Origin of the sequence: Aquisediminimonas profunda, assembly GCF_019443285.1 — a bacterium.
Classification (GTDB): Bacteria; Pseudomonadota; Alphaproteobacteria; order Sphingomonadales; family Sphingomonadaceae; genus Aquisediminimonas; species Aquisediminimonas profunda.
The window spans coordinates 1360001-1380467 of record NZ_CP080327.1 but is presented as its reverse complement, the minus strand read 5'-3'; the positions used below and the strand labels follow the sequence as shown (position 1 = coordinate 1380467).

General features: G+C 58.2%; 17 protein-coding genes, 2 tRNA genes and 2 rRNA genes (1 of these 21 only partly in view). 8 read left to right on the top strand and 13 right to left on the bottom strand.

Translation table 11 applies throughout. The features are described 5' to 3' along the window. Positions 1–7: 7 nt before the first annotated feature. The gene (serB, locus tag K0O24_RS06875; RefSeq protein WP_219895116.1) at positions 8–886 is read right to left on the bottom strand and encodes a phosphoserine phosphatase SerB; all 879 of its coding nucleotides are present in this window, start codon (positions 884–886) and stop codon (positions 8–10) included. Between serB and miaA the strand changes: the two genes are divergently transcribed. From miaA to K0O24_RS06850, 5 genes are all read left to right on the top strand, one after another. Further along, positions 885–1829 carry a tRNA (adenosine(37)-N6)-dimethylallyltransferase MiaA gene (miaA, locus tag K0O24_RS06870; protein WP_219895115.1) on the top strand — a complete coding sequence of 315 codons (945 nt, stop codon included), beginning with the start codon at positions 885–887 and terminating at the stop codon, positions 1827–1829. The two genes, serB and miaA, sit on opposite strands and share 2 nt — an antisense overlap. Positions 1830–1925: 96 nt before the next feature. Beyond that, entirely contained in the window at positions 1926–3674 is a 1749-nt protein-coding gene (locus tag K0O24_RS06865) for an acetolactate synthase 3 large subunit (RefSeq protein WP_219895114.1), read from the top strand. Next, positions 3674–4189: an acetolactate synthase small subunit gene (gene ilvN / locus K0O24_RS06860; RefSeq protein WP_219895113.1), complete on the top strand. Its 516-nt coding sequence runs from the start codon at positions 3674–3676 to the stop codon at positions 4187–4189. Before K0O24_RS06865 ends, ilvN begins: the two co-directional genes overlap by 1 nt. Before the next feature lie 97 nt (positions 4190–4286). Further along, the gene (gene ilvC, locus K0O24_RS06855; RefSeq protein WP_219895112.1) at positions 4287–5306 is read left to right on the top strand and encodes a ketol-acid reductoisomerase; all 1020 of its coding nucleotides are present in this window, start codon (positions 4287–4289) and stop codon (positions 5304–5306) included. 90 nt (positions 5307–5396) lie between these two features. Further along, the gene (locus tag K0O24_RS06850) at positions 5397–6008 is read left to right on the top strand and encodes a YceI family protein (RefSeq protein ID WP_246611159.1); all 612 of its coding nucleotides are present in this window, start codon (positions 5397–5399) and stop codon (positions 6006–6008) included. Position 6009: 1 nt separating this feature from the next. On the opposite strand, the gene K0O24_RS06845 is transcribed toward K0O24_RS06850, so the two are convergent. The 3 genes from K0O24_RS06845 to K0O24_RS06835 form a co-directional block, all read right to left on the bottom strand. Further along, positions 6010–7323 carry a methyltransferase family protein gene (locus K0O24_RS06845; RefSeq protein ID WP_246611158.1) on the bottom strand — a complete coding sequence of 438 codons (1314 nt, stop codon included), beginning with the start codon at positions 7321–7323 and terminating at the stop codon, positions 6010–6012. A gap of 44 nt (positions 7324–7367) precedes the next feature. Then, positions 7368–7441 (bottom strand) — tRNA-Gly (locus tag K0O24_RS06840). Positions 7442–7735: 294 nt separating this feature from the next. Beyond that, positions 7736–8005, bottom strand: coding sequence for an usg protein (locus K0O24_RS06835; RefSeq protein WP_219895111.1), 270 nt, complete (start codon positions 8003–8005; stop codon positions 7736–7738). A gap of 487 nt (positions 8006–8492) precedes the next feature. On the opposite strand from K0O24_RS06835, the gene groES reads away from it, so the two are divergent. Together groES and groL are read left to right on the top strand one after the other, a co-directional pair. Next, positions 8493–8807 carry a co-chaperone GroES gene (gene groES, locus K0O24_RS06830; protein ID WP_219895110.1) on the top strand — a complete coding sequence of 105 codons (315 nt, stop codon included), beginning with the start codon at positions 8493–8495 and terminating at the stop codon, positions 8805–8807. A gap of 54 nt (positions 8808–8861) precedes the next feature. Next, entirely contained in the window at positions 8862–10481 is a 1620-nt protein-coding gene (groL, locus tag K0O24_RS06825; RefSeq protein ID WP_219895109.1) for a chaperonin GroEL, read from the top strand. A 179-nt stretch (positions 10482–10660) separates the two neighbouring features. Here groL and K0O24_RS06820 read toward each other — a convergent pair whose 3' ends face one another. The 6 genes from K0O24_RS06820 to K0O24_RS06795 form a co-directional block, all read right to left on the bottom strand. Further along, positions 10661–12415 carry an N-acyl-D-amino-acid deacylase family protein gene (locus K0O24_RS06820; RefSeq protein WP_219895108.1) on the bottom strand — a complete coding sequence of 585 codons (1755 nt, stop codon included), beginning with the start codon at positions 12413–12415 and terminating at the stop codon, positions 10661–10663. A 101-nt stretch (positions 12416–12516) separates the two neighbouring features. Continuing rightward, positions 12517–13791, bottom strand: a complete 1275-nt coding sequence (gene ribB / locus K0O24_RS06815) for a 3,4-dihydroxy-2-butanone-4-phosphate synthase (RefSeq protein ID WP_219895107.1) — start codon at positions 13789–13791, stop codon at positions 12517–12519. 77 nt (positions 13792–13868) lie between these two features. After that, positions 13869–14681, bottom strand: a complete 813-nt coding sequence (locus tag K0O24_RS06810) for an arylamine N-acetyltransferase family protein (RefSeq protein ID WP_219895106.1) — start codon at positions 14679–14681, stop codon at positions 13869–13871. Beyond that, a complete protein-coding gene (locus tag K0O24_RS06805) occupies positions 14678–15733 on the bottom strand; it encodes a YeiH family protein (RefSeq protein WP_219895105.1) in 1056 nt (351 codons plus the stop codon). Before K0O24_RS06805 ends, K0O24_RS06810 begins: the two co-directional genes overlap by 4 nt. Before the next feature lie 24 nt (positions 15734–15757). Further along, a complete protein-coding gene (locus K0O24_RS06800; protein ID WP_219895104.1) occupies positions 15758–16672 on the bottom strand; it encodes a crotonase/enoyl-CoA hydratase family protein in 915 nt (304 codons plus the stop codon). Between the two features lie 107 nt (positions 16673–16779). Further along, entirely contained in the window at positions 16780–17136 is a 357-nt protein-coding gene (locus K0O24_RS06795) for an EF-hand domain-containing protein (protein WP_219895103.1), read from the bottom strand. A gap of 217 nt (positions 17137–17353) precedes the next feature. Here K0O24_RS06795 and ung point away from each other — a divergent pair, with 217 nt between their 5' ends. Further along, positions 17354–18043, top strand: coding sequence for a uracil-DNA glycosylase (gene ung, locus K0O24_RS06790; protein WP_219895511.1), 690 nt, complete (start codon positions 17354–17356; stop codon positions 18041–18043). Positions 18044–18089: 46 nt separating this feature from the next. Here ung and K0O24_RS06785 read toward each other — a convergent pair. From K0O24_RS06785 to K0O24_RS06775, 3 genes are all read right to left on the bottom strand, one after another. Next, positions 18090–18166 (bottom strand) — tRNA-Met (locus K0O24_RS06785). A gap of 179 nt (positions 18167–18345) precedes the next feature. Next, positions 18346–18460 (bottom strand): 5S ribosomal RNA (rrf, locus tag K0O24_RS06780). Between the two features lie 158 nt (positions 18461–18618). Next, positions 18619–20467 (bottom strand): 23S ribosomal RNA (locus tag K0O24_RS06775) (it continues 944 nt past the right edge of the window).

The following is a 20467-nucleotide window of genomic DNA, read 5'->3' as shown; positions in this document are numbered from 1 at the left end:
CGCGTGATCAGTCCGCCCATTGAGCGCGCGGATAGCCCATCGCATAAAGGATCGTCGTCAAATCGCCATTGGCAACTCCGGCCGACGCCGCTGCTCGCGTCTTGGGTTTGGCATGATAGGCGACGCCAAGTCCTGCGGCTTCAATCATCGGGATGTCATTGGCCCCATCCCCGACGGCAAGCGCATCGCTTTGGCCCCAGCCTCGATCAGCCAGCGCTGACAGCAGCGTTTCCCTTTTGGTTGCTGCGCCGACTATTGGCTCCTCAACGGTCCCGTCCAGATGACCATCGCTGACGCCAAGCCGGTTCGCCACAACCCGATCAAAGCCAATCTGTGCACCCACAGGGTCTGCGAATCGCGTGAAGCCCCCCGAGACAAGGATTGCATGCCCCCCGTGGGCACGGATAGTGCGCACCAAAGTCTTTGCTCCCGGCATGATGATGACGCGCTCTGCCAGGCATTGCTCGATCACGGACTCGGGCAGCCCTTTCAAAAGTGAGACGCGACTCCTCAGGGCTTCCTCAAAATCGAGTTCGCCCCGCATTGCGCGTTCGGTCACTTCAGCGATTTGAGGTTTGATCCCGGCATAATCGGCAAGCTCGTCAATGCATTCCACCGTGATCATCGTCGAATCCATATCGGCAATGATCAGTCGCCGACGGCGTTCGGCCGTCTTCTGGACGATCACGTCAACGCCGTCGATTGCTCCCTCCAGCGCTCCGCGCACGGCGCCGGCGTCGCCGGCGAAGTGCAAATCGCATGCCGTGCCAGCTTCAAGCCACTGCCTGTCGAGGATCTCTGCATCCGCAGCGGCAAGTCTTTCTGCAAGCGCCAAAACAGCGGCTTCATTCAAGGCATCTGCCGCGATAAGAGAGGCTGTGAACATGAATTCCAATCCAGAAAAACCGCCGCTGATCCTGATTGTTGGACCGACAGCGAGCGGCAAGTCGTCGCTCGCGCTGGCGCTGTCAAGATCGCTGCCGATCACGGTGATAAATGCCGACGCGAGTCAGGTCTATCGGGACCTTAATATCGTTTCTGCCCGCCCCTCTTCTGAAGACCTGCGCCGTGCACCACACAGATTGTTCGGGCATGTCGATGGCGCGCAGGGCTATTCGGCGGCCGCCTGGGCAGCCGATGCGCGTGCAGCCATCGCACGATCGCACGCAAGCTGGCGGATTCCAGTGCTTGTCGGTGGCACCGGCCTTTATGTGCGCACTCTTCTCGACGGCATTGCTCCGGTTGCAGAGATTGATCCGAATATACGCAAGTCCATTCGCGCCCTGGCCGTCGGAGATGCGCATGCAGCACTGGCGCAGGAAGATCCGGCCGCTGCTCAAAGGCTGTCCGCTAACGACACCGCCCGTGTGGCCCGTGCTCTTGAGGTGGTTCGATCGACCGGAAAGCCTCTCTCGCAATGGCAAGAGATGCGGACAGGCGGAATCCGGGACATGGTGCGCCTGACGCCACTGGTCCTGCTGCCACCGCGCGAGTGGCTGTTCCAGCGTTGCGACGCGCGTTTCGACGCAATGCTTGCATCCGGCGGCAAGGACGAAGTGGCCGCCCTGTTGAGGAGGGGGCTGGATCCGGACCTTCCCGTCATGCGCGCGATCGGCGTTCGCGAGATTGCTGCGATGCTTGCCAATCCGGAACACGCCGAACGCAGCATCGAAGACGCAAAGATGGCCACCCGGCAATATGCAAAGCGGCAATACACCTGGTTCCGGAATCAGGCCCCCACCGACTGGCTTAGGATTGATGCGCAATTAGACGATGATAATATTGATGATTTAGCAATAAAATTACAACATATGGCGTTGACAGATTAGTTTGTTATCATTAGCGGGCGGCGCTTGCGCTCTTTCTGTTGCAGTGCAACAGCGCTTCGACCTCGGAAATGAGCCAGTTTTTAGAAAGCGAGTCCAATGGCCAAGGAACTGTCAGGAGCTGATATCCTCATCGAGGCGCTGAGCGATCTCGGTGTGGAGGTCATTTTCGGCTATCCGGGCGGGGCCGTCCTCCCGATCTACGATGCCCTGTTCAAGCAGAAGCGGATCCGCCACATCCTCGTGCGGCACGAACAGGCCGCAACCCATGCCGCCGAAGGCTATGCCCGCTCGACCGGGAAGCCCGGTGTCGTCCTTGTCACATCGGGGCCCGGCGCGACCAATGCGGTTACGGGCATCACCGACGCCCTGATGGATTCCATTCCAATGGTAGTCATCACCGGCCAGGTCGCAACGCACCTGATTGGCTCCGATGCCTTTCAGGAAGCGGACACGGTGGGCATCACGCGGCATTGCACCAAGCATAATTATCTCGTGAAGTCGCCGGAGACACTCGGCCATGTCATTCACGAGGCGTTTCACATTGCGACCTCAGGTCGTCCCGGCCCGGTTGTCGTCGACATCCCGAAGGACGTTCAGGTCGCCTCGGCGCGCTATGCCAAGCCCGGCCCAATCAACCATCCAAGTTACAAGCCGCAGACCAAGGGCGATATCAAGGCGATCGAGACCGCCGTTGAAATGCTCGCAGCGGCCGAACGCCCGATTCTCTATACCGGCGGCGGGGTCATCAATTCTGGGCCAGGTGCAAGCCAGGTTCTTCGTGAACTTGCCCGGATCACAGGTGCCCCGGTCACGTCGACCCTCATGGGGCTCGGCGCGTTCCCGGCGTCCAACGAGCAATGGTTGGGCATGCTCGGCATGCACGGCACCTACGAAGCCAATTGGGCCATGAACCAGGCGGACCTTATCGTTTGCCTCGGCGCGCGTTTTGATGATCGGGTGACGGGCAGGCTCGATGCCTTTGCGCCCAAGGCACGCAAGATCCATGTCGATATTGATCGCAGTTCGATCAACAAGGTTGTTCCGGTCGATGTCGGGATTGTCGGCGACGTAGGCCGCGTGATCGAGGACATGGTCAAGATCTGGAAGGGACGTCAGCACCAGAAGCAGGACCTCTCTGCCTGGTGGAAGCGCATCGATGGCTGGCGGGCGAAAAAGTCGCTCTCCTATGCACCGTCTAAAGACGTCATCATGCCGCAGGATGCGATTCGCAAACTGTGTGAAGCCACGCACAGGAAGGCGCCGATCATCACGACCGAAGTCGGCCAGCACCAGATGTGGGCAGCGCAGCATTTCGATTTCGAGAGCCCCAACAAGTGGCTGACATCGGGCGGGCTCGGCACGATGGGCTATGGTCTGCCGGCCGCCATCGGGGCACAACTTGGAAATCCCAAGGCCCTCGTCATCGACATCGCCGGCGAAGCATCGATCCAGATGAACATCCAGGAACTGGGAACGGCCACCCAATACCGGCTGCCGGTCAAGATCTTCATCCTGAACAATGAGTATATGGGCATGGTCCGCCAGTGGCAGGAACTGACCTATTCGAGCCGCTATTCCGAAAGCTATTCCGATTCACTGCCCGACTTTGTGAAGCTTGCAGAGGCCTATGGCTGGAAGGGCATCCGGATCGAGGATCCGGACGATCTGGAGGCCGGAATCAAGGCCATGCTTGATCATGACGGCCCTGTCATCGTCGATTGCATGGTGGCAAAGCTCGCCAATTGCTTCCCGATGATCCCGTCAGGGGCTGCGCATACCGACATGATCCTCGGCGACGAAAAAGTGTCCGGCGAAATGTCCGATGAAGCGAAGGCACTGGTGTGATGCATATCAAGGAAGGTCCGAAGGAGCGTCACACGCTCTCTGTCACCGTGTCCAACGAACCCGGCGTGCTTGCCCGGATCGCAGGCATGTTCACGGCACGCGGCTATAATATCGAAAGCCTCACGGTCGCCGACATCACCGAAGACGATTCGATCAGTCGCATCACGATCGTCACAAGCGGGACACCCGCCGTGATCGAGCAAGTGGCCGCCCAGCTCGACCGGATGGTACCCGTCCACAAAGTTACCGATCTCACCGTTCTGGGCGATCATGTCGAACGTGAACTGGCGCTGGTCAAGGTTGCCGGTATTGGCGATCACCGCATCGAGGCGCTGCGGCTGGCGGAAGTCTTCCGTGCCAATGTGGTCGACACGACAATTGCCAGCTTCGTTTTCGAAGTGACAGGGGCTTCGACCAAGATCGACCGTTTCATCGAACTGATGCGCGAGATCGGGCTGGTCGAAGTCGCCCGCACCGGCGTTGTGGCAATGGCGCGCGGGAAAGAGGCGGTTTGAGCTGAACGTCGCTGCAGCAAAGGCAGAAGCCGCTGCGGCGCAGAACTCCAATTTGGCCCCTGCCTCCGCAGGGGCGACGTAACGAGGGAAGAAAAGAATGCGTGTCTATTATGATCGCGATGCCGATCTCAAGCTGATTGAAAACAAGAAGATCGCCATCGTCGGCTATGGCAGCCAAGGCCATGCTCATGCCCAGAATTTGCGCGATTCGGGCGTGAAAGACGTCGCCATTGCCTTGCGCCCGGGCTCGGCAACCGCGAAAAAGGCAGAGGATGCCGGTTTCAAGGTTCTCTCGAACGCCGAGGCCGCAAAATGGGCTGACATCATCATGGTGCTGGCGCCGGACGAGCATCAGGCCGCGATCTATGCCGAAGACCTGCACGCCAATATGAAGCAAGGCGCCTGCCTCGCCTTTGCACACGGCCTGAATATCCACTTCGGTCTGATCGAGCCACGCGCCGACCTTGACGTGATCATGATCGCACCCAAGGGCCCGGGCCACACCGTCCGGAGCGAATATCAGCGCGGTGGCGGCGTTCCCTGCCTGATTGCTGTCCATCAGGATGCAAGCGGGAATGCCCATGATGTCGGCCTTGCCTATGCGTCCGGCGTGGGCGGCGGCCGTTCCGGCATCATCGAGACCAACTTCAAGGAAGAGTGCGAAACCGACCTGTTTGGCGAACAGGCCGTCCTTTGCGGCGGGATTACGCACCTCATCCAGGCAGGCTTCGAAACCCTGGTCGAAGCCGGCTACGCGCCCGAAATGGCCTATTTCGAGTGCCTACATGAAACGAAGCTGATCGTTGACCTGCTTTATGAAGGCGGCATTGCCAACATGCGCTATTCGATCTCGAACACGGCCGAATATGGCGACATCACGACGGGCCCGCGGATCATCACGCCGGAAACCAAGGCGGAAATGAAGCGCGTTCTTGCCGACATCCAGTCGGGTCGCTTCGTGAAGAACTTCGTGCTCGACAACCGGGCCGGCCAGCCGGAACTCAAGGCCAGCCGCAAGGCCGCCGCTGCCCACCCGATCGAAAAGGTCGGCAGCGAGTTGCGCGCCATGATGCCGTGGATCGCGAAGAACAAGCTGGTGGACAAGGCCAAGAACTGATCCTTGCCGCACTAGATTTGGTTTATTGACTTGAGGAGGGGTGGCACCGAAATTGGTGCCATCCCTTTTCGTTGTCAGGAGTACCCCCAAGTGAAAAAGACCTTGTTCGCCCTGCCGCTGCTGCTCGCAGTTCCGTTGATGGCCCAGATGCCAAAGGAAGCCCCCGGCAAGCTTGACCCCTCACGCATCACCGCTGGAACCTATGCGGTCGAGCCGACCCACACCCTGATCGGATGGACGATCAACCATTTCGGCTTCACCGACTATTTCGGAGTGTTCGGCAGCCCGACCGGAACTCTGAAACTTGATCCGGCAAAGCCCAATGCCAGCACAGTCAGCATCGACATACCGGTCGGGGAATTGTTCACGGCCAACGCCAAATTGACCGAACACCTGAAATCAGCGGACTTTTTCGACGTCAATCGTTTTGCGACGGCCAAGTTCGTTTCGACCAGCGTGACCGTTGACGGAACCACCGCAAAGATTGCCGGGACGTTGACCCTGAAGGGCATCACCAAGCCTGTCACGCTCGATGCGAAATTCACCGGAGCCGGAATGAATCCCTTCAGCAAGCGGGAAACTGTCGGCTTTTCAGCCACCACCGCGATCAAGCGGAGCGACTGGAGCATGGGTACGGGCATTCCGCTTGTTGGCGACGATGTTGCGCTAAGGATTTCAGTCGCGTTCGAAAAGGCCGGTTGAACTAGTCTGCTGACGAGACGGCAGGCGCTTCCGGGCGCTTGCCGTTCCGCAGATTTGCCGGTGTCAGCAGGCGCGTAATCGGCCCATGCCGCGCCATCCAGGCTGCATAAGCGCGGTACGCCGGATCGGCGGAGAGATGCCATTCCTCGGTCTTGGCGCGCCAGTAATAGACGCCGCTCACAGCAGCGAGTAGCGTCGTGTTGCGGATTGCATCGACGACATTGTCCGTCGTGACCAGAAACGGAAGCCCTGCAATCCACCAGAACAGGTTCTTCGAGAGATAGGCCGGGTGCTTGGTCAACGCATAGGGCCCGTGCGTCAGAATGCCGCGGTGTGTCAGGTTCGAAAATCTCAGGCCGAACGCAACAGTCGCCCAGGCATAGAATGCCGTGAGCGCGACAAGGACAAATCCCGTCACGACAAGCAGAGTCGGATGGGCCTGAAGCCAATAATGCCAATCCTGCGCGCCCAGCCGATAATCCAGCGGACCACCCGAATTCATAAGGATGAATGGAGGGTAGCAGATCAAGGCTGCAGCCCAGCCTGACGCATAGGGCGTCGCCGACCGGATATGGGCGTCAAGTGGCCGCATCGTCAGGAGATAGCCAACCGTGGCGAAAGCAATGTCGATCACGAACATGAACCCGATCAGCCATTGCGCGAGCGCAACCGTGTCGACCTGGATCCGGTTGAAGTCCGCCGCCACCACGCTGCGATAACTGCCGGGGATAATCGAGATCATGAAGGCCAGGAAAAAGGCCTTCACAGCCCATGCCCGCAAGTGAGACCAAATCTCGTCAGGCGAAACCCCGGGCTTCATCCGCAGCATGGCTCCCAGATGCCAGACCCCGTCGCGCGGTTCCACCAGCCTCCGGTCGAGCCAAAAGACATATGGCACCGAAGCCAAGAGCAAAGGAATGGCTGCTGTGGCGAACAGGTGCATGGCGAACACATAGTCGCCACTCCAGTAAAACCGGAAAATGCAATAAACTCCAGCGATCATCGCCCAGGTGGCCCAAAGTCCGACCAGCTTCGTCACGGATATGTCTGTCAGGTCCTCAGGACGGTGTCGATGGACAGCCCAGTCGATCCCGGTCGTGGGGCTGCGATGCACCTTGTCGATCAGCAAAGACCAGAGGACCATGGGAATGCCGCATGACGCGACATTGACCAGGGCCGCATAGGGACCTTCGAACTGAAAGACGATTGCAACCGCCATCCAGACCGCAAGACCCGCCAGGCCCGCAATGCCGACGCCCGTGCTGACGGCTGAAGGTGGGCGGGAGGCGGTTTCGGACAGGTCGCGCTCGATCATGCCGCCCGTCCTAGAGGCAAATCGTCAGTATTGGATGAAAGGTCTGGAGCGGGTGAAGGGAATCGAACCCTCGTCGTAAGCTTGGAAGGCTTCTGCTCTACCATTGAGCTACACCCGCATGTGATTGAAAAAGCGTAACTTATCGGACGCCTTTCAAGACCAGAGACCGAATGTTACACTGTGTTTTACAGTGAACTCGCGGTCCGCTGGCCGATTGCCACAATGATATGGGGCTGGTCAACATAAACCCGCCAGATGCTGGCAACCCGATCAGACGACCAGCCCATGATGTCCGCCACTTCCTGGTCGCTCGCACTCGCGGAAAATCAGGACATGTTCCTGAACGATTCGAATGATCGGCAGTGACGCAAAAGTCCGCTGGCGGCGAACCAACCTTCATTTTTCAGGCACGCTAATCCCACGAAATCAAGCCGTCGGCCGAACGCCATTCCGCCGGACGGATCATTCTGTCGTGCGCGATGCGCACCGATTGAATTCTTGCTTCAATCTCGCGCCGCCAGTGATCCAGAAAATCGAAAAGCACAGGGAAGTCGGGCGCGGCGTCATAGTCCTGCCATGCATAAAGCTGCACCAGTGAAGGATGGTCTGGCATGAAATAATAAATCTCAGCAGTCGTCAGCCCATAACCGCTCAGTTGAATGAGAAAGGCCTTGTCCGTCATTGCATAACACGCTGACCCGACCGACCTTTTCGAGATCGCAACCGAGATGCGGTTTCTTTCGCCAGCGCCTGCTCATGTATGTCCCGGGATCGACGCCTGCCGCGATGGACTTCGCCCCCGTTTCGACCAGAAGCCCATGCGGCCAGAATGGCTTGCTTGACCTCGGGCTCCAGCAAGGGGTGGTGCACGGCTTCGAACGGGTGGAGGTAGCGTGAGAAAGACTGCGACATTGGGATATCCTCCTTTCTGACGGGTCGCGTGTCACGCACAGCGGCGCAATCTGCAGCAACAATTTTGTGCGAAGCAGGCCTGGCGTCAAGAGCAGGGAAACTGCCTCCAAGGCCGCCTGGAAGTCTTAAGCAAGGAGTGCCAAAAAAAATTCTGCCGCCTCTTGAAACGGTCCGGTCTCCACCTAATTCCTGCCCCGTCTCCTTCGGACACGAAGGTGGCGTTCTGATCATCATGTATTTGCAAAAGGAGGTCATGCATGCATTTCCGCCCCTTGCACGATCGTGTGCTGGTTCGCCGCATCGAAGCGGACGAGAAGACCGCAGGCGGCATTATCATTCCGGATACAGCGAAGGAAAAGCCCCAGGAGGGCGAGGTAATCGCAGTTGGCCCGGGCGCTCGCGACGAGTCCGGGAAACTTGTCGAACTCGCCGTGAAGCCGGGCGATCATATCCTTTTCGGCAAATGGTCCGGCACAGATGTGCGGATAGATGGCGAGGATTTGCTCATCATGAAGGAGAGCGACATCCTGGGCATCATCGTATCGATCGCCGAGCTCAAGAAGGCGGCGTAAAAGTAAACCCGATCTTCAATTCATTTTGAAGGAAGAGAAAGGAGGCAGACAAAAATGGCTGCAAAGGAAGTTAAGTTTTCGTCGGACGCTCGTGACCGGATCTTGAGGGGCGTCGACACACTTGCGAATGCAGTAAAGGTTACACTTGGCCCCAAGGGCCGCAATGTGGTGATCGAAAAGAGCTTCGGTGCGCCACGCATCACAAAGGATGGCGTGACAGTCGCCAAGGAGATCGAACTCAAGGACAAGTTCGAGAACATGGGTGCGCAGATGCTGCGCGAGGTTGCCAGCAAGCAAAACGACAAGGCCGGTGACGGCACGACGACCGCCACGGTTCTTGCCCAAGCCATCGTGCGTGAAGGCGCCAAAGCAGTTGCTGCCGGCATGAACCCGATGGACCTTAAACGTGGCATCGACCTTGCCGTGAGTGCTGTGGTCAAGGATCTGGGAGATCACGCCAAGAAGGTTTCGGCAAACAGCGAAATTGCTCAAGTGGCGACAATCTCGGCCAATGGCGACGAAACTGTCGGCCGCATTCTTGCCGAGGCCATGGCAAAGGTAGGCAACGAAGGGGTGATCACAGTTGAGGAAGCCAAGAGCCTCGAGACCGAACTCGAAACCGTCGAAGGCATGCAGTTCGACCGTGGTTATCTCTCGCCCTATTTTGTGACCAACGCCGAGAAGCTCAAGGTTGAACTTGACGATCCCTACATCCTGATTCACGAGAAGAAGCTCGCCAATTTGCAGGCGCTACTCCCGGTTCTGGAACAGGTCGTGCAATCCAACCGGCCATTGCTGATCATCGCAGAGGATGTCGAAGGGGAAGCCCTTGCCACACTCGTGGTCAACAAGCTGCGTGGCGGCCTCAAGGTTGCAGCCGTTAAGGCACCGGGCTTTGGTGATCGCCGCAAGGCCATGCTGGAAGATATTGCGATCCTGACCGCGGGCAATGTGGTGAGTGAAGAGCTCGGCACCAAGCTGGAAAATGTCACACTCGGCATGCTCGGCCGCGCCAAGAAGGTCATTATCGACAAGGATAACACGACCATCGTCGATGGTGTCGGCAACCGGTCAGAGATCGACGCGCGCATCCAGCAGATCCGCGCACAGATTGAAACCACGACAAGCGACTACGACCGCGAAAAGCTGCAGGAACGCGTCGCCAAGCTGGCGGGCGGTGTCGCGGTCATCCGCGTGGGTGGTGCGACAGAGGTCGAAGTGAAGGAGCGCAAAGACCGTGTTGACGATGCGCTGCATGCGACCCGTGCCGCGGTTGAAGAAGGCATCTTGCCGGGCGGCGGCATCGCGCTGCTGCGCGCCCTCAAGGCGCTTGATGGCCTCAAGGCGGACAATGACGACCAACAGTCGGGTGTCGACATCGTGCGTCGCGCCCTTCGTGCGCCAGCGCGTCAGATCGTGGACAATGCGGGCGAGGACGGCGCATTCATCATTGGCAAGCTGCTCGAAAGCGATGTCTATGCTTGGGGCTTCAACGCCGCCACTGGCGAATATGAAGACCTTGTGAAGGCAGGCGTGATCGACCCGGCCAAGGTGGTGCGCACCGCACTTCAGGATGCGGCCTCGGTCGCTTCGCTGCTTATCACGACGGAAGCGCTTGTGGCCGAACTGCCGAAAGATGAAAAGCCAGCTCAGATGCCGGCAATGGACTTCTGACGTAATGGGGGCAGAGCAAGGTCCTAGTGGCCTGTTCTGCCCCGACCCGGCTGAGAGGGCCTGGTTATGCGGGCCTCTCGTCGCAGAGTTTCCTATTTTCGGGTATTCCCCCGTGTTTACATCGCAGTGGTCGCAACATGCACGGGCGGGGAATGCTGATGATCGCTCACCGAACTGTGTCAGCTCCGCATCAGGCGACCCGGACGCGCTCCGGTGTCGAGATCGTCCTTGCGCGTCTGCACACCGTTCACAAAGGTCGCCAGATAGCCTGAGGCCGGTTGTAGAATGCGCGTGCCACCTGCGGGGAGGTCACTCCTTACTTCGAGTTCGCCAAGGCTGAGCCGCTCAAAATCGATCACATTGATATCTGCACGCTTGCCGACTTCCAGCGATCCCCGGTCGTTCATGCCGTAGAGGTCGGCATTTCGCTTGGTCTGTTTGGCAATGATGAATTCGAGCGGAAGCCCCTCGCCGCGTGTGCGATCGCGTGCCCAGTGGATCATCTGGTAGGTCGGCGCGACGCCGTCAAAGATAAGGTTCACATGTGCGCCCGCATCGCTTAGCCCGGTGATCGTGTCCGGATGAAGGAGCATTTCGCGGATCACGTCGAAATTGCCGTTATAGTAGTTCGCTCCCAGCTGAATTGCGAAATTCCGGCCGTCATTGCCAATCAGGAAGTCATACATGAATTCTTCGACCGTCTGGCCTGTAGCCTTGGCACGCTCGCCAAAGCGCTTGTCGCTGGTCGGCTCATAGTCGATCGGCAGATCCAGTTCGTACAGATTGGGAGCTGCCCGCCTGAAAATGGTGTTTGCGTTGGCCATCATGCCGGCCTTGCCGGAAGAGATATCGCGATCCGCCAGAATGGCCGAACGAACATCCGGCTTGCGCATTTCAGCCAGACGTTCTGGCAGCGGCAAGTGCGCCAGCTTCATATAAGTCTCGCGCCGCTGAAACATGTGGTAGGTCTGGATATTGGTCACCAGGCCAATCGGACGTGACGCCACCTGCGGATAAAGCCGGGCGCCGTTCGCATTGCACTGCTCAATCTGGCTCAACACATCACGCCAGGCTGAACGATGATCGGCGTTCTGGACCAAAGTGAAGGTCACGGGCCGCTGGCTGACATGCGACACCTTGTCCATCAGGGCGACTTCCTGCTCGAGAGTCGTGTGCTCCCAACCCAGCACCGCAAGATCGCCGACTGTGCCGCCCGGGATCAGCTCAAATACACCCCGACCTGCCCGGCGCATTGCTGCCGCGAGCTCCAGAACTTCCTCGTCCGCTGCATAGGTCCCGGGAATGGGGTCACCCGACATCGTCCGATGTCCGATCGTCCTCGACGTGGAAAAGCCTATCGCTCCTGCCTTGAGCGCGTCCTCCACAAGTGCAGCCATCTTCGACATGTCCTCGGGCGTTGCGGGATCGTTCGCCCGGCCGCGTTCACCCATCACATAGTTGCGAAGGGCCGCATGCGGAATCTGTGCACTGATATCGAGCGCGTATCTGCGGGTATCGAGATAATCCATATATTCAGGAAAGCTCTCCCATGCGCCCCAGGGCACGCCTTCATAAAGAGCGGTGCCGGGAATATCTTCGACGCCTTCCATCACCTCGATCAGTTCGAGCTCGCCGCCGGGAGGTGATGGCGCAAAGCCAACCCCGCAATTGCCCATCACGACTGTCGTGACGCCGTGCCCGGCAGATGGATCCAGCTGGTCATCCCAGCAGACCTGCCCATCATAATGCGTATGCACATCGATAAAGCCGGGCGTAACGATTGCCCCGGTTGCATCAACCGTCTCTTTCGCGGGCGTCGAAATTGCTGAAGCAATCTCGGCAATGCGACCATCCTTGATGCCTAAGTCCGCACGACGTGCGTCGCCGCCAAGGCCATCAATGAGGCTTCCGCCCTTGATCAAGACATCAAGCATCTCGGCCCCTCCCAAAACAATCGCCCGCCTTCAGGGCTCCGCATCGACTGGCTATAGCGTTGAACCCGGCGAGCTTCGGCGCCGGATCCGCGATGCACGGATCAATCACTCATGGGAATTGCACGTTCGCCCACTACCTGCAAGCCATAGCCTTCCAGGCCCACAACGTTGCGATGTGCATTGGTAAGGAGGATCATCTCGTGAACCCCGAGGTCCGCAAGAATTTGCGCTCCAATGCCATAGTCGCGCAAGTCGCCACCTTCAGGCCGGCTGCCGCCGATTTCATTCTGCAGTTTCTGCGAATCGTTCGGCATGAGAATCACAATCACGCCCGAACCATGACGCCCGATTTCCGACATGGCGCGTTGCAAGGTCCGTTTGCGCGGTCCGGCAAGACCCAGAACATCCGAAAAGATCGAGATGGAATGCATCCTGACCAGCGTCGGCTCTTCCGGTACGACATGTCCCTTCTGGAGCACCACATTTGTCGACCCATCGACCTTGTTGCGATAGGTCATGGCCCGCCAGTCACCTCCATAATCGGAGACAAAGCTGCTCTCGCTCGCCCGTTCAACAAGGTGATCGTGGCGCATCCTGTATTCGATGAGATCGCGGATCGTACCCATTTTCAGATTGTGCAACCTGGCGAAGGGAACAAGATCATCCATTCGCGCCATAGTGCCGTCGTCCTTCATGATCTCGCAGATCACGCCTGAAGGATTGAGGCCTGCCAGTCTCGAAATATCGACGGCAGCTTCCGTGTGCCCTGCGCGGACAAGCACGCCGCCGTCACGCGCGATCAGCGGGAAAACATGGCCCGGCGTGACGATGTCGTCCCGGCCCTTTGAGGCATCGATTGCAACCGACACTGTGCGTGCTCGATCGGCAGCCGAAATGCCCGTCGTGACTCCCTCGCGGGCTTCAATCGAAGTTGTAAAGGCTGTCTCATGCCGGGTGCCATTGGCCCTGCTCATCAACTCAAGACCGAGTTGGTCAATACGCGACTTTGTGAGCGTCAGGCAGATCAGTCCGCGACCGTGCATCGCCATGAAATTGATTGCATCTGGCGTTGCCATCTGAGCGGGGATGATCAGATCGCCCTCATTCTCGCGATCTTCATCATCGACGAGAATGAACATGCGCCCGTTGCGCGCTTCTTCGATGATCTCTTCGATCGGCACCAGGCTTGGCCCGTCATTGCTTGAAAAGAGGAAGGTCTCAAGCTTGCGCAGCGTTTCGGCTGTCGGATTCCAATGCGCCTCTTCCAGGTCACGCAAGGTGTTGGCATGAAGGCCTGCCGCACGGGCCAAGCCAGACCGCGACATGCCACCTTCAGTGACAAGCTTGCGGACTTTTTCGATCAGTTGTGTAGACATGACCCCGATTATTCACATTGTGATGTGAATGTCAACGACTGTTATCACATCCCTTTTCACAGTCTATGACGCGCGATTTACGACCGGGAGGCTGTAACTTCCTGATGCCGGGCACAGATGGCCGGCCAAAGTTGGGTGATTTCCGGAACATTCAGGGCAAAGTGGTCTCGCAGAACGGAAACAAGAGCATCTGCATCATCCAGCACTTGGCTGGTCTGCCCTTCCGGACCCGCTGTCGAAAAAACCCTTCCCCGCAACACACGATGCAACGCACCGACCCGGCGCTGGGCGACGAGATTGTTGACGAAGGGTGAACCCGGGTCAGTCTGCAGCCACGCACATTGGCGCGCGAACAGATCTTCATCGGCAGGCTCATCGCGGAAATCGAAATTGAAAGGCGCATCTCCTAGTTGCTCTTCAAACCGCCAGAAGCCGCCGTCAAGTTTCGTCAATGTCAGCTTGAAGGGCTCATGATCGTGGCTCCCTTCCGCGAGCGGAATAGGCGCTGCAAGGCTGCCTCCGAATCCAGCGTCCACCAGATAGGGGCGATCAATTGTCACGATCAGCGCAAGGTGATTCCCAAGCGCCGCATCGCCGTTCATGCTGCGAAGCACTCCTCCGGAGACCCTGCGCACTGTGAAGCCCATCTGCGCAAGGGCCCAGCCCAACAAGCCGTTCTGCTCGAAACACCAGCCGCCGCGGCGTTCAGCAATCAGCTTTTTGCGAATAGCAGCAAGATCGAGAGACACTGGCCGTCCAAGCTGCACGTCAAGATTCTCAAACGGAATTGCGCCAATGTGCGAACGAAAGACACCTTCGAGGGTTGCGAGGCTAGGCGCGTTTTGACCCGTATATCCTATCCGTTCGAAATAGTCCGGGAGTTCCGTCATGCGATGATCCATGCCCCAGCAAGGCTAAGCGCAAAAGCGACAAGGGTTGCGGCTATAACGGGAATGGCGCTTCGCCATCCCTGATTCAGCAGAAGCTGCATGGGAGATCGGATGCCCGTTGCGGTCACAGCAAGCAGGAGCAAAGCCTGAGTCGCGGTCTTGGCCCAGCCCGCCGCAACGGCCGGGAGCGGCAGGAATGAATTGATTGCGCCCAAAACCAGGAAGCCGACCACAAACCAGGGCAGTTCGATGCGCGCACGCTTTTGGCCGGCATCGGCCGGAAAGATCAGCGCCACGACAGCAAGCGCAGGAGCCAGCAGGGCCACCCGCGTCAGCTTGACTATGGCCGCGGTTTCTCCGGCCTCGTCGGATATGGAATAGCCTGCACCAAGCGCTTGCGCGACATCGTGGATTGAGCCGCCGACAAGCCAGCCAGACTGCCGATCCGTCAGTCCGAAGATGTGCGTCAGGACAGGATAGAGCGACATGGCAATCGCACTTGCAGCGGAGATGGTCACCAGCACAAGGGTCAATTGCGCTTGGCTCGACCGTCGCTCACCCAGAACGCTCGAGAGGGCGAGGGCTGCAGATGCGCCGCAAATGGCTACTGATCCGCCGGCCAGGACGCCGAATCCGGCATCCAGCCGGAGTGACCTTGCCGCAAGGGCACCCGTGGCGGTCACGAGCGCGACCATGGCTGCAATCCATGCAAAGCTCGCCCAACCAAGATCGATGATTTGCCAGACCGTGACCTGGAGCCCGGTCACAACGATGCCCCAGCGCAGCAGTGTCTTGGATGCAAAACCGAGCCCGGGATGAAGCCGCACGTCTGCATTGGCAAAATTGAAGGCAAGCCCGATCAGCAGGCCCATCAACATTCTGGGCGCTCCATAATGATCCGAGAGCCAGGCAGCAGCCAACGCAGCGATGATCGTCATGGCAAGCCCGGGCCAATAGGCTCGCCATCCGACCTGCTCGGCCGGTGTGGTGTCGAGCAGGTCCCCATAAAGGTCTGCCGCCAGGGGCAGGGACTTCGGGCCTTTCATCGTCATCCGCTTCCAGCGTCCCCGACAGCTCTATTGATAGTCGGGCTCATCCATCCAGGGCGAAAAGTGCGGCATATCGGCGGCCACACTGTCGGTATATTGGGCCGGGCGTTTTTCGAGGAACGACGTGACGCCTTCCTTGGCATCGCCGCCCTGGCCCCGCACCCAGATGGCACGGCTGTCAAGCTTGTGCGCCTCCATGGGATGGCTCGCGCCAAGCATCCGCCACATCATTTGCCTGGTGAGCGCAATCGAGACCGGCGCGCTGTCGGCTGTGAGTTCCTTGGCAAGGGCACGCGCCGCTGGGATAAGGTCTTCCGGCGCGTGGATCGAACGGACAAGGCCGCCGCGCTTGGCCTCTTCCGCGCCGAAAACGCGACCGGAATAACACCAGTCAAGTGCCTGGCTGATCCCGACAAGCCGCGGGAGAAACCAGCTTGAGGCGGCTTCTGGAACGATGCCGCGACGCGCAAAGACGAAGCCGAACCGTGCCGTTTCACTCGCCAGACGGAAGTCCATCGGCAATTGCATGGTCACGCCGATCCCCACGGCGGCACCATTGATTGCACCGATCACGGGCTTCTTGCAGTTGAAGATGCGCAGGGTGAGACGGCCACCGCTGTCACGTACGCTGGGGTGCGACATATCGATGCTGCCATCGGGCTGGATCGGCGAACCATGCTCCAGTCGATCAGGGCGCTTGGTGTAATCGAAAGTGGCACTGCCCGAACCCAGGTCAGCGCCGGCACAAAAGGCACGATCGCCGGAACCCGTCACGATCACGGCACGCACGGCATCGTCGGCATCCGCGATATCGAATGCGGCAACCATGTCCTTCATCATCTGGCCGGTAAACGCATTCATGCGGTCCGGTCGATGGAGGGTAATCGTCAAAATGCCTTCGCTGATGTCGACGCGGATTGTTTCAAAGTCGGTCAAGGCCATTCTCCCTCTTGTCGGTCGACAGCCTTGGAGGGATTTTCTTCAATTGAAAAGAGCGCACAGGAATTCCCCTGTCCCTGTGCGCTATGCAAGTTGGCCGCAAACGAACGCTAGGCGCCGCCCGCAAGAAAAGCTGTCAGTTCTTCCAGCGAAATTTTGGCGTCACTGTTCGTATCGGTTTGCACGAAGGCCTTCTTCTGCCATTCGGTATCGGGAACTGGCTGCCCAGCAGCAACCCGCAGGTCTGCCATCCATTTGGCGAGCTCCGGTCGCGTCAAATGCCCCTTTGCGCCACCATCATATTTTGACCAGTCCGACCTGATCTTTTCAGCAACAGCCGCCTTGGCGTCTGCGGGTGATGGGCTCGCAGTCGTAGCCGTTACCGCTACAGATTGAGTATCCAGACTCGCGAAGGCCGGTGATGTCAGCGAAAGTGCGAGCAGGCTCGCAAGCAAGGGTTCACGCATAGTCTTACTCCACATTTACGGTGCACGCGGACAGAGTACGGTTCATGCGCGCCGTGGTCCTGCCCGCACCGCCTTTAGGCTCCACCATGGACTCGAAAGCAACCTGAGGCGATGCGGTTCGTCTCCATGCGCGCCCCATCTACCGGCAGTTGTGCTGAAAAGACGATCGATGACGGAGGCGGTTGACTTGAGAGCACCGCCACGAGAATGACTAATGATGTCCGACGCAATTGCCCTCGAGCCGAGCTGGAAAGTTCCACTCCTTCCAGAATTTGAAAGCGCCTATATGGGTGCACTGCGGGCATTTCTTGTCGCGGAAAAGAAGGCTGGCAAGCGGGTATTTCCTAAAGGATCCGAATGGTTCCGGGCCCTCAACCTGACACCGCTCGACAAGGTCCGTGTCGTCATTCTCGGGCAGGATCCTTATCATGGCGAAGGACAGGCGCACGGTCTGTGCTTCAGCGTGCAGCCGGGCGTCCGCCCGCCGCCAAGCCTTGTGAACATCTACAAGGAAATCGAATCCGACCTTGGCATTCGACCACCGGCACATGGGTTTCTCGAGCACTGGGCACAACAGGGGGTCTTGCTGCTCAACTCGGTTCTGACAGTCGAGCAGGGGCAGCCTGCTTCGCATCAGGGCAAGGGCTGGGAGAGATTTACGGACGCAATAGTGCGCCTCGTCAACGCGCAAGAAACGCCTGTCGTGTTCATGCTCTGGGGCAATTATGCGCAGCGCAAGGCAGAATTTGTCGACGCGCAGAAGCACCTCGTGCTGAAGGCTGCCCACCCGTCACCTTTTTCGGCGCACAACGGGTTTCTGGGCTGCAGGCATTTTTCCAAGGCAAATGCCTTTCTTGAAAGCAAAGGCCTCGCGCCGATTGACTGGGCACTCCCGCGGCAACTCTGATTTGTTGCAGACACAAAAAAACCCGCACAAAGGCGGGTTGTTTTGTTGGTTGCGGGAGTAGGATTTGAACCTACGACCTTCAGGTTATGAGCCTGACGAGCTACCGGGCTGCTCCATCCCGCGACAACTTGGGTTGGCCTCAAGCGCCGGTGCGAACATCCGTTCGCTTGGCTAACGCGCCAATAAGGCGCGGCGGCCGTTCGGCCTTGCGGAGCCTTGCGGCTCCGACCGGTTTTCAACAAAGTAAATGGGTTCGTTGAAGATCCCGCATATCGTGTGCTTTTCCGAGCGCCTGCTGCAAAGCCTGGCGACGTCCTACTCTTCCGGTGCTTAAGCAACAGTACCATCGGCGCAGACTGGTTTCACGGCCGAGTTCGGGATGGGATCGGGTGGGTCACAGACGCTATGGTCACCAAGCTATGTAGCAGGCGCTCAAAAAAGCGAAATGCGGGTTCTTAAAATCAATACCGTGCATTGGATTTGTTGTTAGCAAATCTGACCGTAATCTTGGGCTGCGAATGATTATCACACAATCAATGGCCAGCACCCAGTGCTGTCATTGATGGCGGGACTCTCAAAGCGCGAAAAGAGCAATTAGGACCAGTTAGCTCCATGCGTTACCGCACTTCCACACCTGGCCTATCAACGTGGTGGTCTTCCACGGCTCGATGAAATCTTATCTTGAGGGAGGCTTCCCGCTTAGATGCTTTCAGCGGTTATCCCGTCCATACATAGCTACCCTGCTGCACCGCTGGCGCGATGACAGGTCCACCAGAGGTATGTTCAACCCGGTCCTCTCGTACTAGGGTCAACTCCTCTCAAATTTCGACGCCCACGGCAGATAGGGACCAAACTGTCTCGCGACGTTCTGAACCCAGCTCACGTACCACTTTAATTGGCGAACAGCCAAACCCTTGGGACCTGCTCCAGCCCCAGGATGTGATGAGCCGACATCGAGGTGCCAAACAACCCCGTCGATATGAGCTCTTGGGGGTTATCAGCCTGTTATCCCCGGCGTACCTTTTATCCGTTGAGCGATGGCCCTTCCACGAGGGACCACCGGATCACTATGACCGACTTTCGTCTCTGCTCGACTTGTCAGTCTCGCAGTCAGGCGGGCTTATGCCATTGCACTCTAACAGACGGTTTCCAACCGTCCTGAGCCCACCATCGCGCGCCTCCGTTACTCTTTAGGAGGCGACCGCCCCAGTCAAACTACCCGCCACAGAGGGTCCCTGCACCGGATAACGGTGCGAGGTTAGACATCAGAAAACAACAGGGTGGTATTTCACCTATGGCTCCACGACAGCTGGCGCCGTCGCTTCAAAGCCTCCCACCTATGCTACACAGTTCTTTCCTAATGCCACTCTGAAGCTGCAGTAAAGGTGCACGGGGTCTTTCCGTCTAACCGCGGGTACTCCGCATCTTCACGGAGAATTCAATTTCGCTGAGCATGTACTGGAGACAGTGGGGAAGTCGTTACGCCATTCGTGCAGGTCGGAACTTACCCGACAAGGAATTTCGCTACCTTAGGACCGTTATAGTTACGGCCGCCGTTTACCTGGGCTTCATTTCGGAGCTTGCACCCCTCCACTTAACCTTCAGGCACCGGGCAGGCGTCAGGCCCTATACGTCGTCTTGAAGCCGACTTAGCAGAGCCCTGTGTTTTTGCTAAACAGTCGCTACCCCCTGGCCTGTGCCCCCCATCAAAAGTTGCCTTAAGATGGGGCCTCCTTCTTCCGAAGGTACGGAGGCAATTTGCCGAGTTCCTTCAGTACACTTCTCTCAAGCGCCTAGGTATACTCTACCTGCCCACCTGTGTCGGTTTCGGGTACGGTCTATAATGGAGGGGCTATTTCCTGGAACCTCTTCGAAGCCAGTCCAATCCGTTAAGGACTGACAACTTACGAGATCCGTCACACACCTCCAGGTTCAGGAATATTAACCTGATTCCCATCGACTACCCCCTTCGGGCTCGTCTTAGGGGCCGACTTACCCTGCGCGGATTAGCCTTGCGCAGGAACCCTTGGGCTTTCGGCGAGAGGGCATCTCACCCTCTTTATCGCTACTCATGTCTGCATTCGCACTTCCGATACCTCCACGACCCATTACCAGATCGCTTCATCGGCTTACGGAACGCTCCGCTACCGCGTGTATTGCTACACACCCTAAGCTTCGGTGCACGTCTTGAGCCCCGTTACATCTTCGCCGCAGAATCTCTTATTTAGACCAGTGAGCTGTTACGCTTTCTTTAAAGGATGGCTGCTTCTAAGCCAACCTCCTGGTTGTTTTGGAAATTCCACATGCTTTCCCACTTAGACGTGACTTGGGGACCTTAGCTGTAGGTCAGGGCTGTTTCCCTTTTGACGACGGACCTTAGCACCCGCCGTCTGTCTCCCGGATAGTACTCAATGGTATTCGGAG

What these genes read in the sequence shown, in the direction of transcription:
- K0O24_RS06800 (WP_219895104.1), bottom strand. Translation starts at nt 16,672, where the DNA reads ATGGCCTTGACCGACTTTGAAACAATCCGCGTCGACATCAGCGAAGGC.
- ung (WP_219895511.1), top strand. Translation starts at nt 17,354, where the DNA reads ATGTCCGACGCAATTGCCCTCGAGCCGAGCTGGAAAGTTCCACTCCTT.
- ilvC (WP_219895112.1), top strand. Translation starts at nt 4,287, where the DNA reads ATGCGTGTCTATTATGATCGCGATGCCGATCTCAAGCTGATTGAAAAC.
- ribB (WP_219895107.1), bottom strand. Translation starts at nt 13,791, where the DNA reads ATGTCTACACAACTGATCGAAAAAGTCCGCAAGCTTGTCACTGAAGGT.
- K0O24_RS06865 (WP_219895114.1), top strand. Translation starts at nt 1,926, where the DNA reads ATGGCCAAGGAACTGTCAGGAGCTGATATCCTCATCGAGGCGCTGAGC.
- K0O24_RS06845 (WP_246611158.1), bottom strand. Translation starts at nt 7,323, where the DNA reads ATGATCGAGCGCGACCTGTCCGAAACCGCCTCCCGCCCACCTTCAGCC.
- K0O24_RS06795 (WP_219895103.1), bottom strand. Translation starts at nt 17,136, where the DNA reads ATGCGTGAACCCTTGCTTGCGAGCCTGCTCGCACTTTCGCTGACATCA.
- K0O24_RS06835 (WP_219895111.1), bottom strand. Translation starts at nt 8,005, where the DNA reads ATGACGGACAAGGCCTTTCTCATTCAACTGAGCGGTTATGGGCTGACG.
- groES (WP_219895110.1), top strand. Translation starts at nt 8,493, where the DNA reads ATGCATTTCCGCCCCTTGCACGATCGTGTGCTGGTTCGCCGCATCGAA.
- ilvN (WP_219895113.1), top strand. Translation starts at nt 3,674, where the DNA reads ATGCATATCAAGGAAGGTCCGAAGGAGCGTCACACGCTCTCTGTCACC.
- miaA (WP_219895115.1), top strand. Translation starts at nt 885, where the DNA reads ATGAATTCCAATCCAGAAAAACCGCCGCTGATCCTGATTGTTGGACCG.
- groL (WP_219895109.1), top strand. Translation starts at nt 8,862, where the DNA reads ATGGCTGCAAAGGAAGTTAAGTTTTCGTCGGACGCTCGTGACCGGATC.
- K0O24_RS06820 (WP_219895108.1), bottom strand. Translation starts at nt 12,415, where the DNA reads ATGCTTGATGTCTTGATCAAGGGCGGAAGCCTCATTGATGGCCTTGGC.
- K0O24_RS06805 (WP_219895105.1), bottom strand. Translation starts at nt 15,733, where the DNA reads ATGACGATGAAAGGCCCGAAGTCCCTGCCCCTGGCGGCAGACCTTTAT.
- K0O24_RS06810 (WP_219895106.1), bottom strand. Translation starts at nt 14,681, where the DNA reads ATGACGGAACTCCCGGACTATTTCGAACGGATAGGATATACGGGTCAA.
- serB (WP_219895116.1), bottom strand. Translation starts at nt 886, where the DNA reads ATGTTCACAGCCTCTCTTATCGCGGCAGATGCCTTGAATGAAGCCGCT.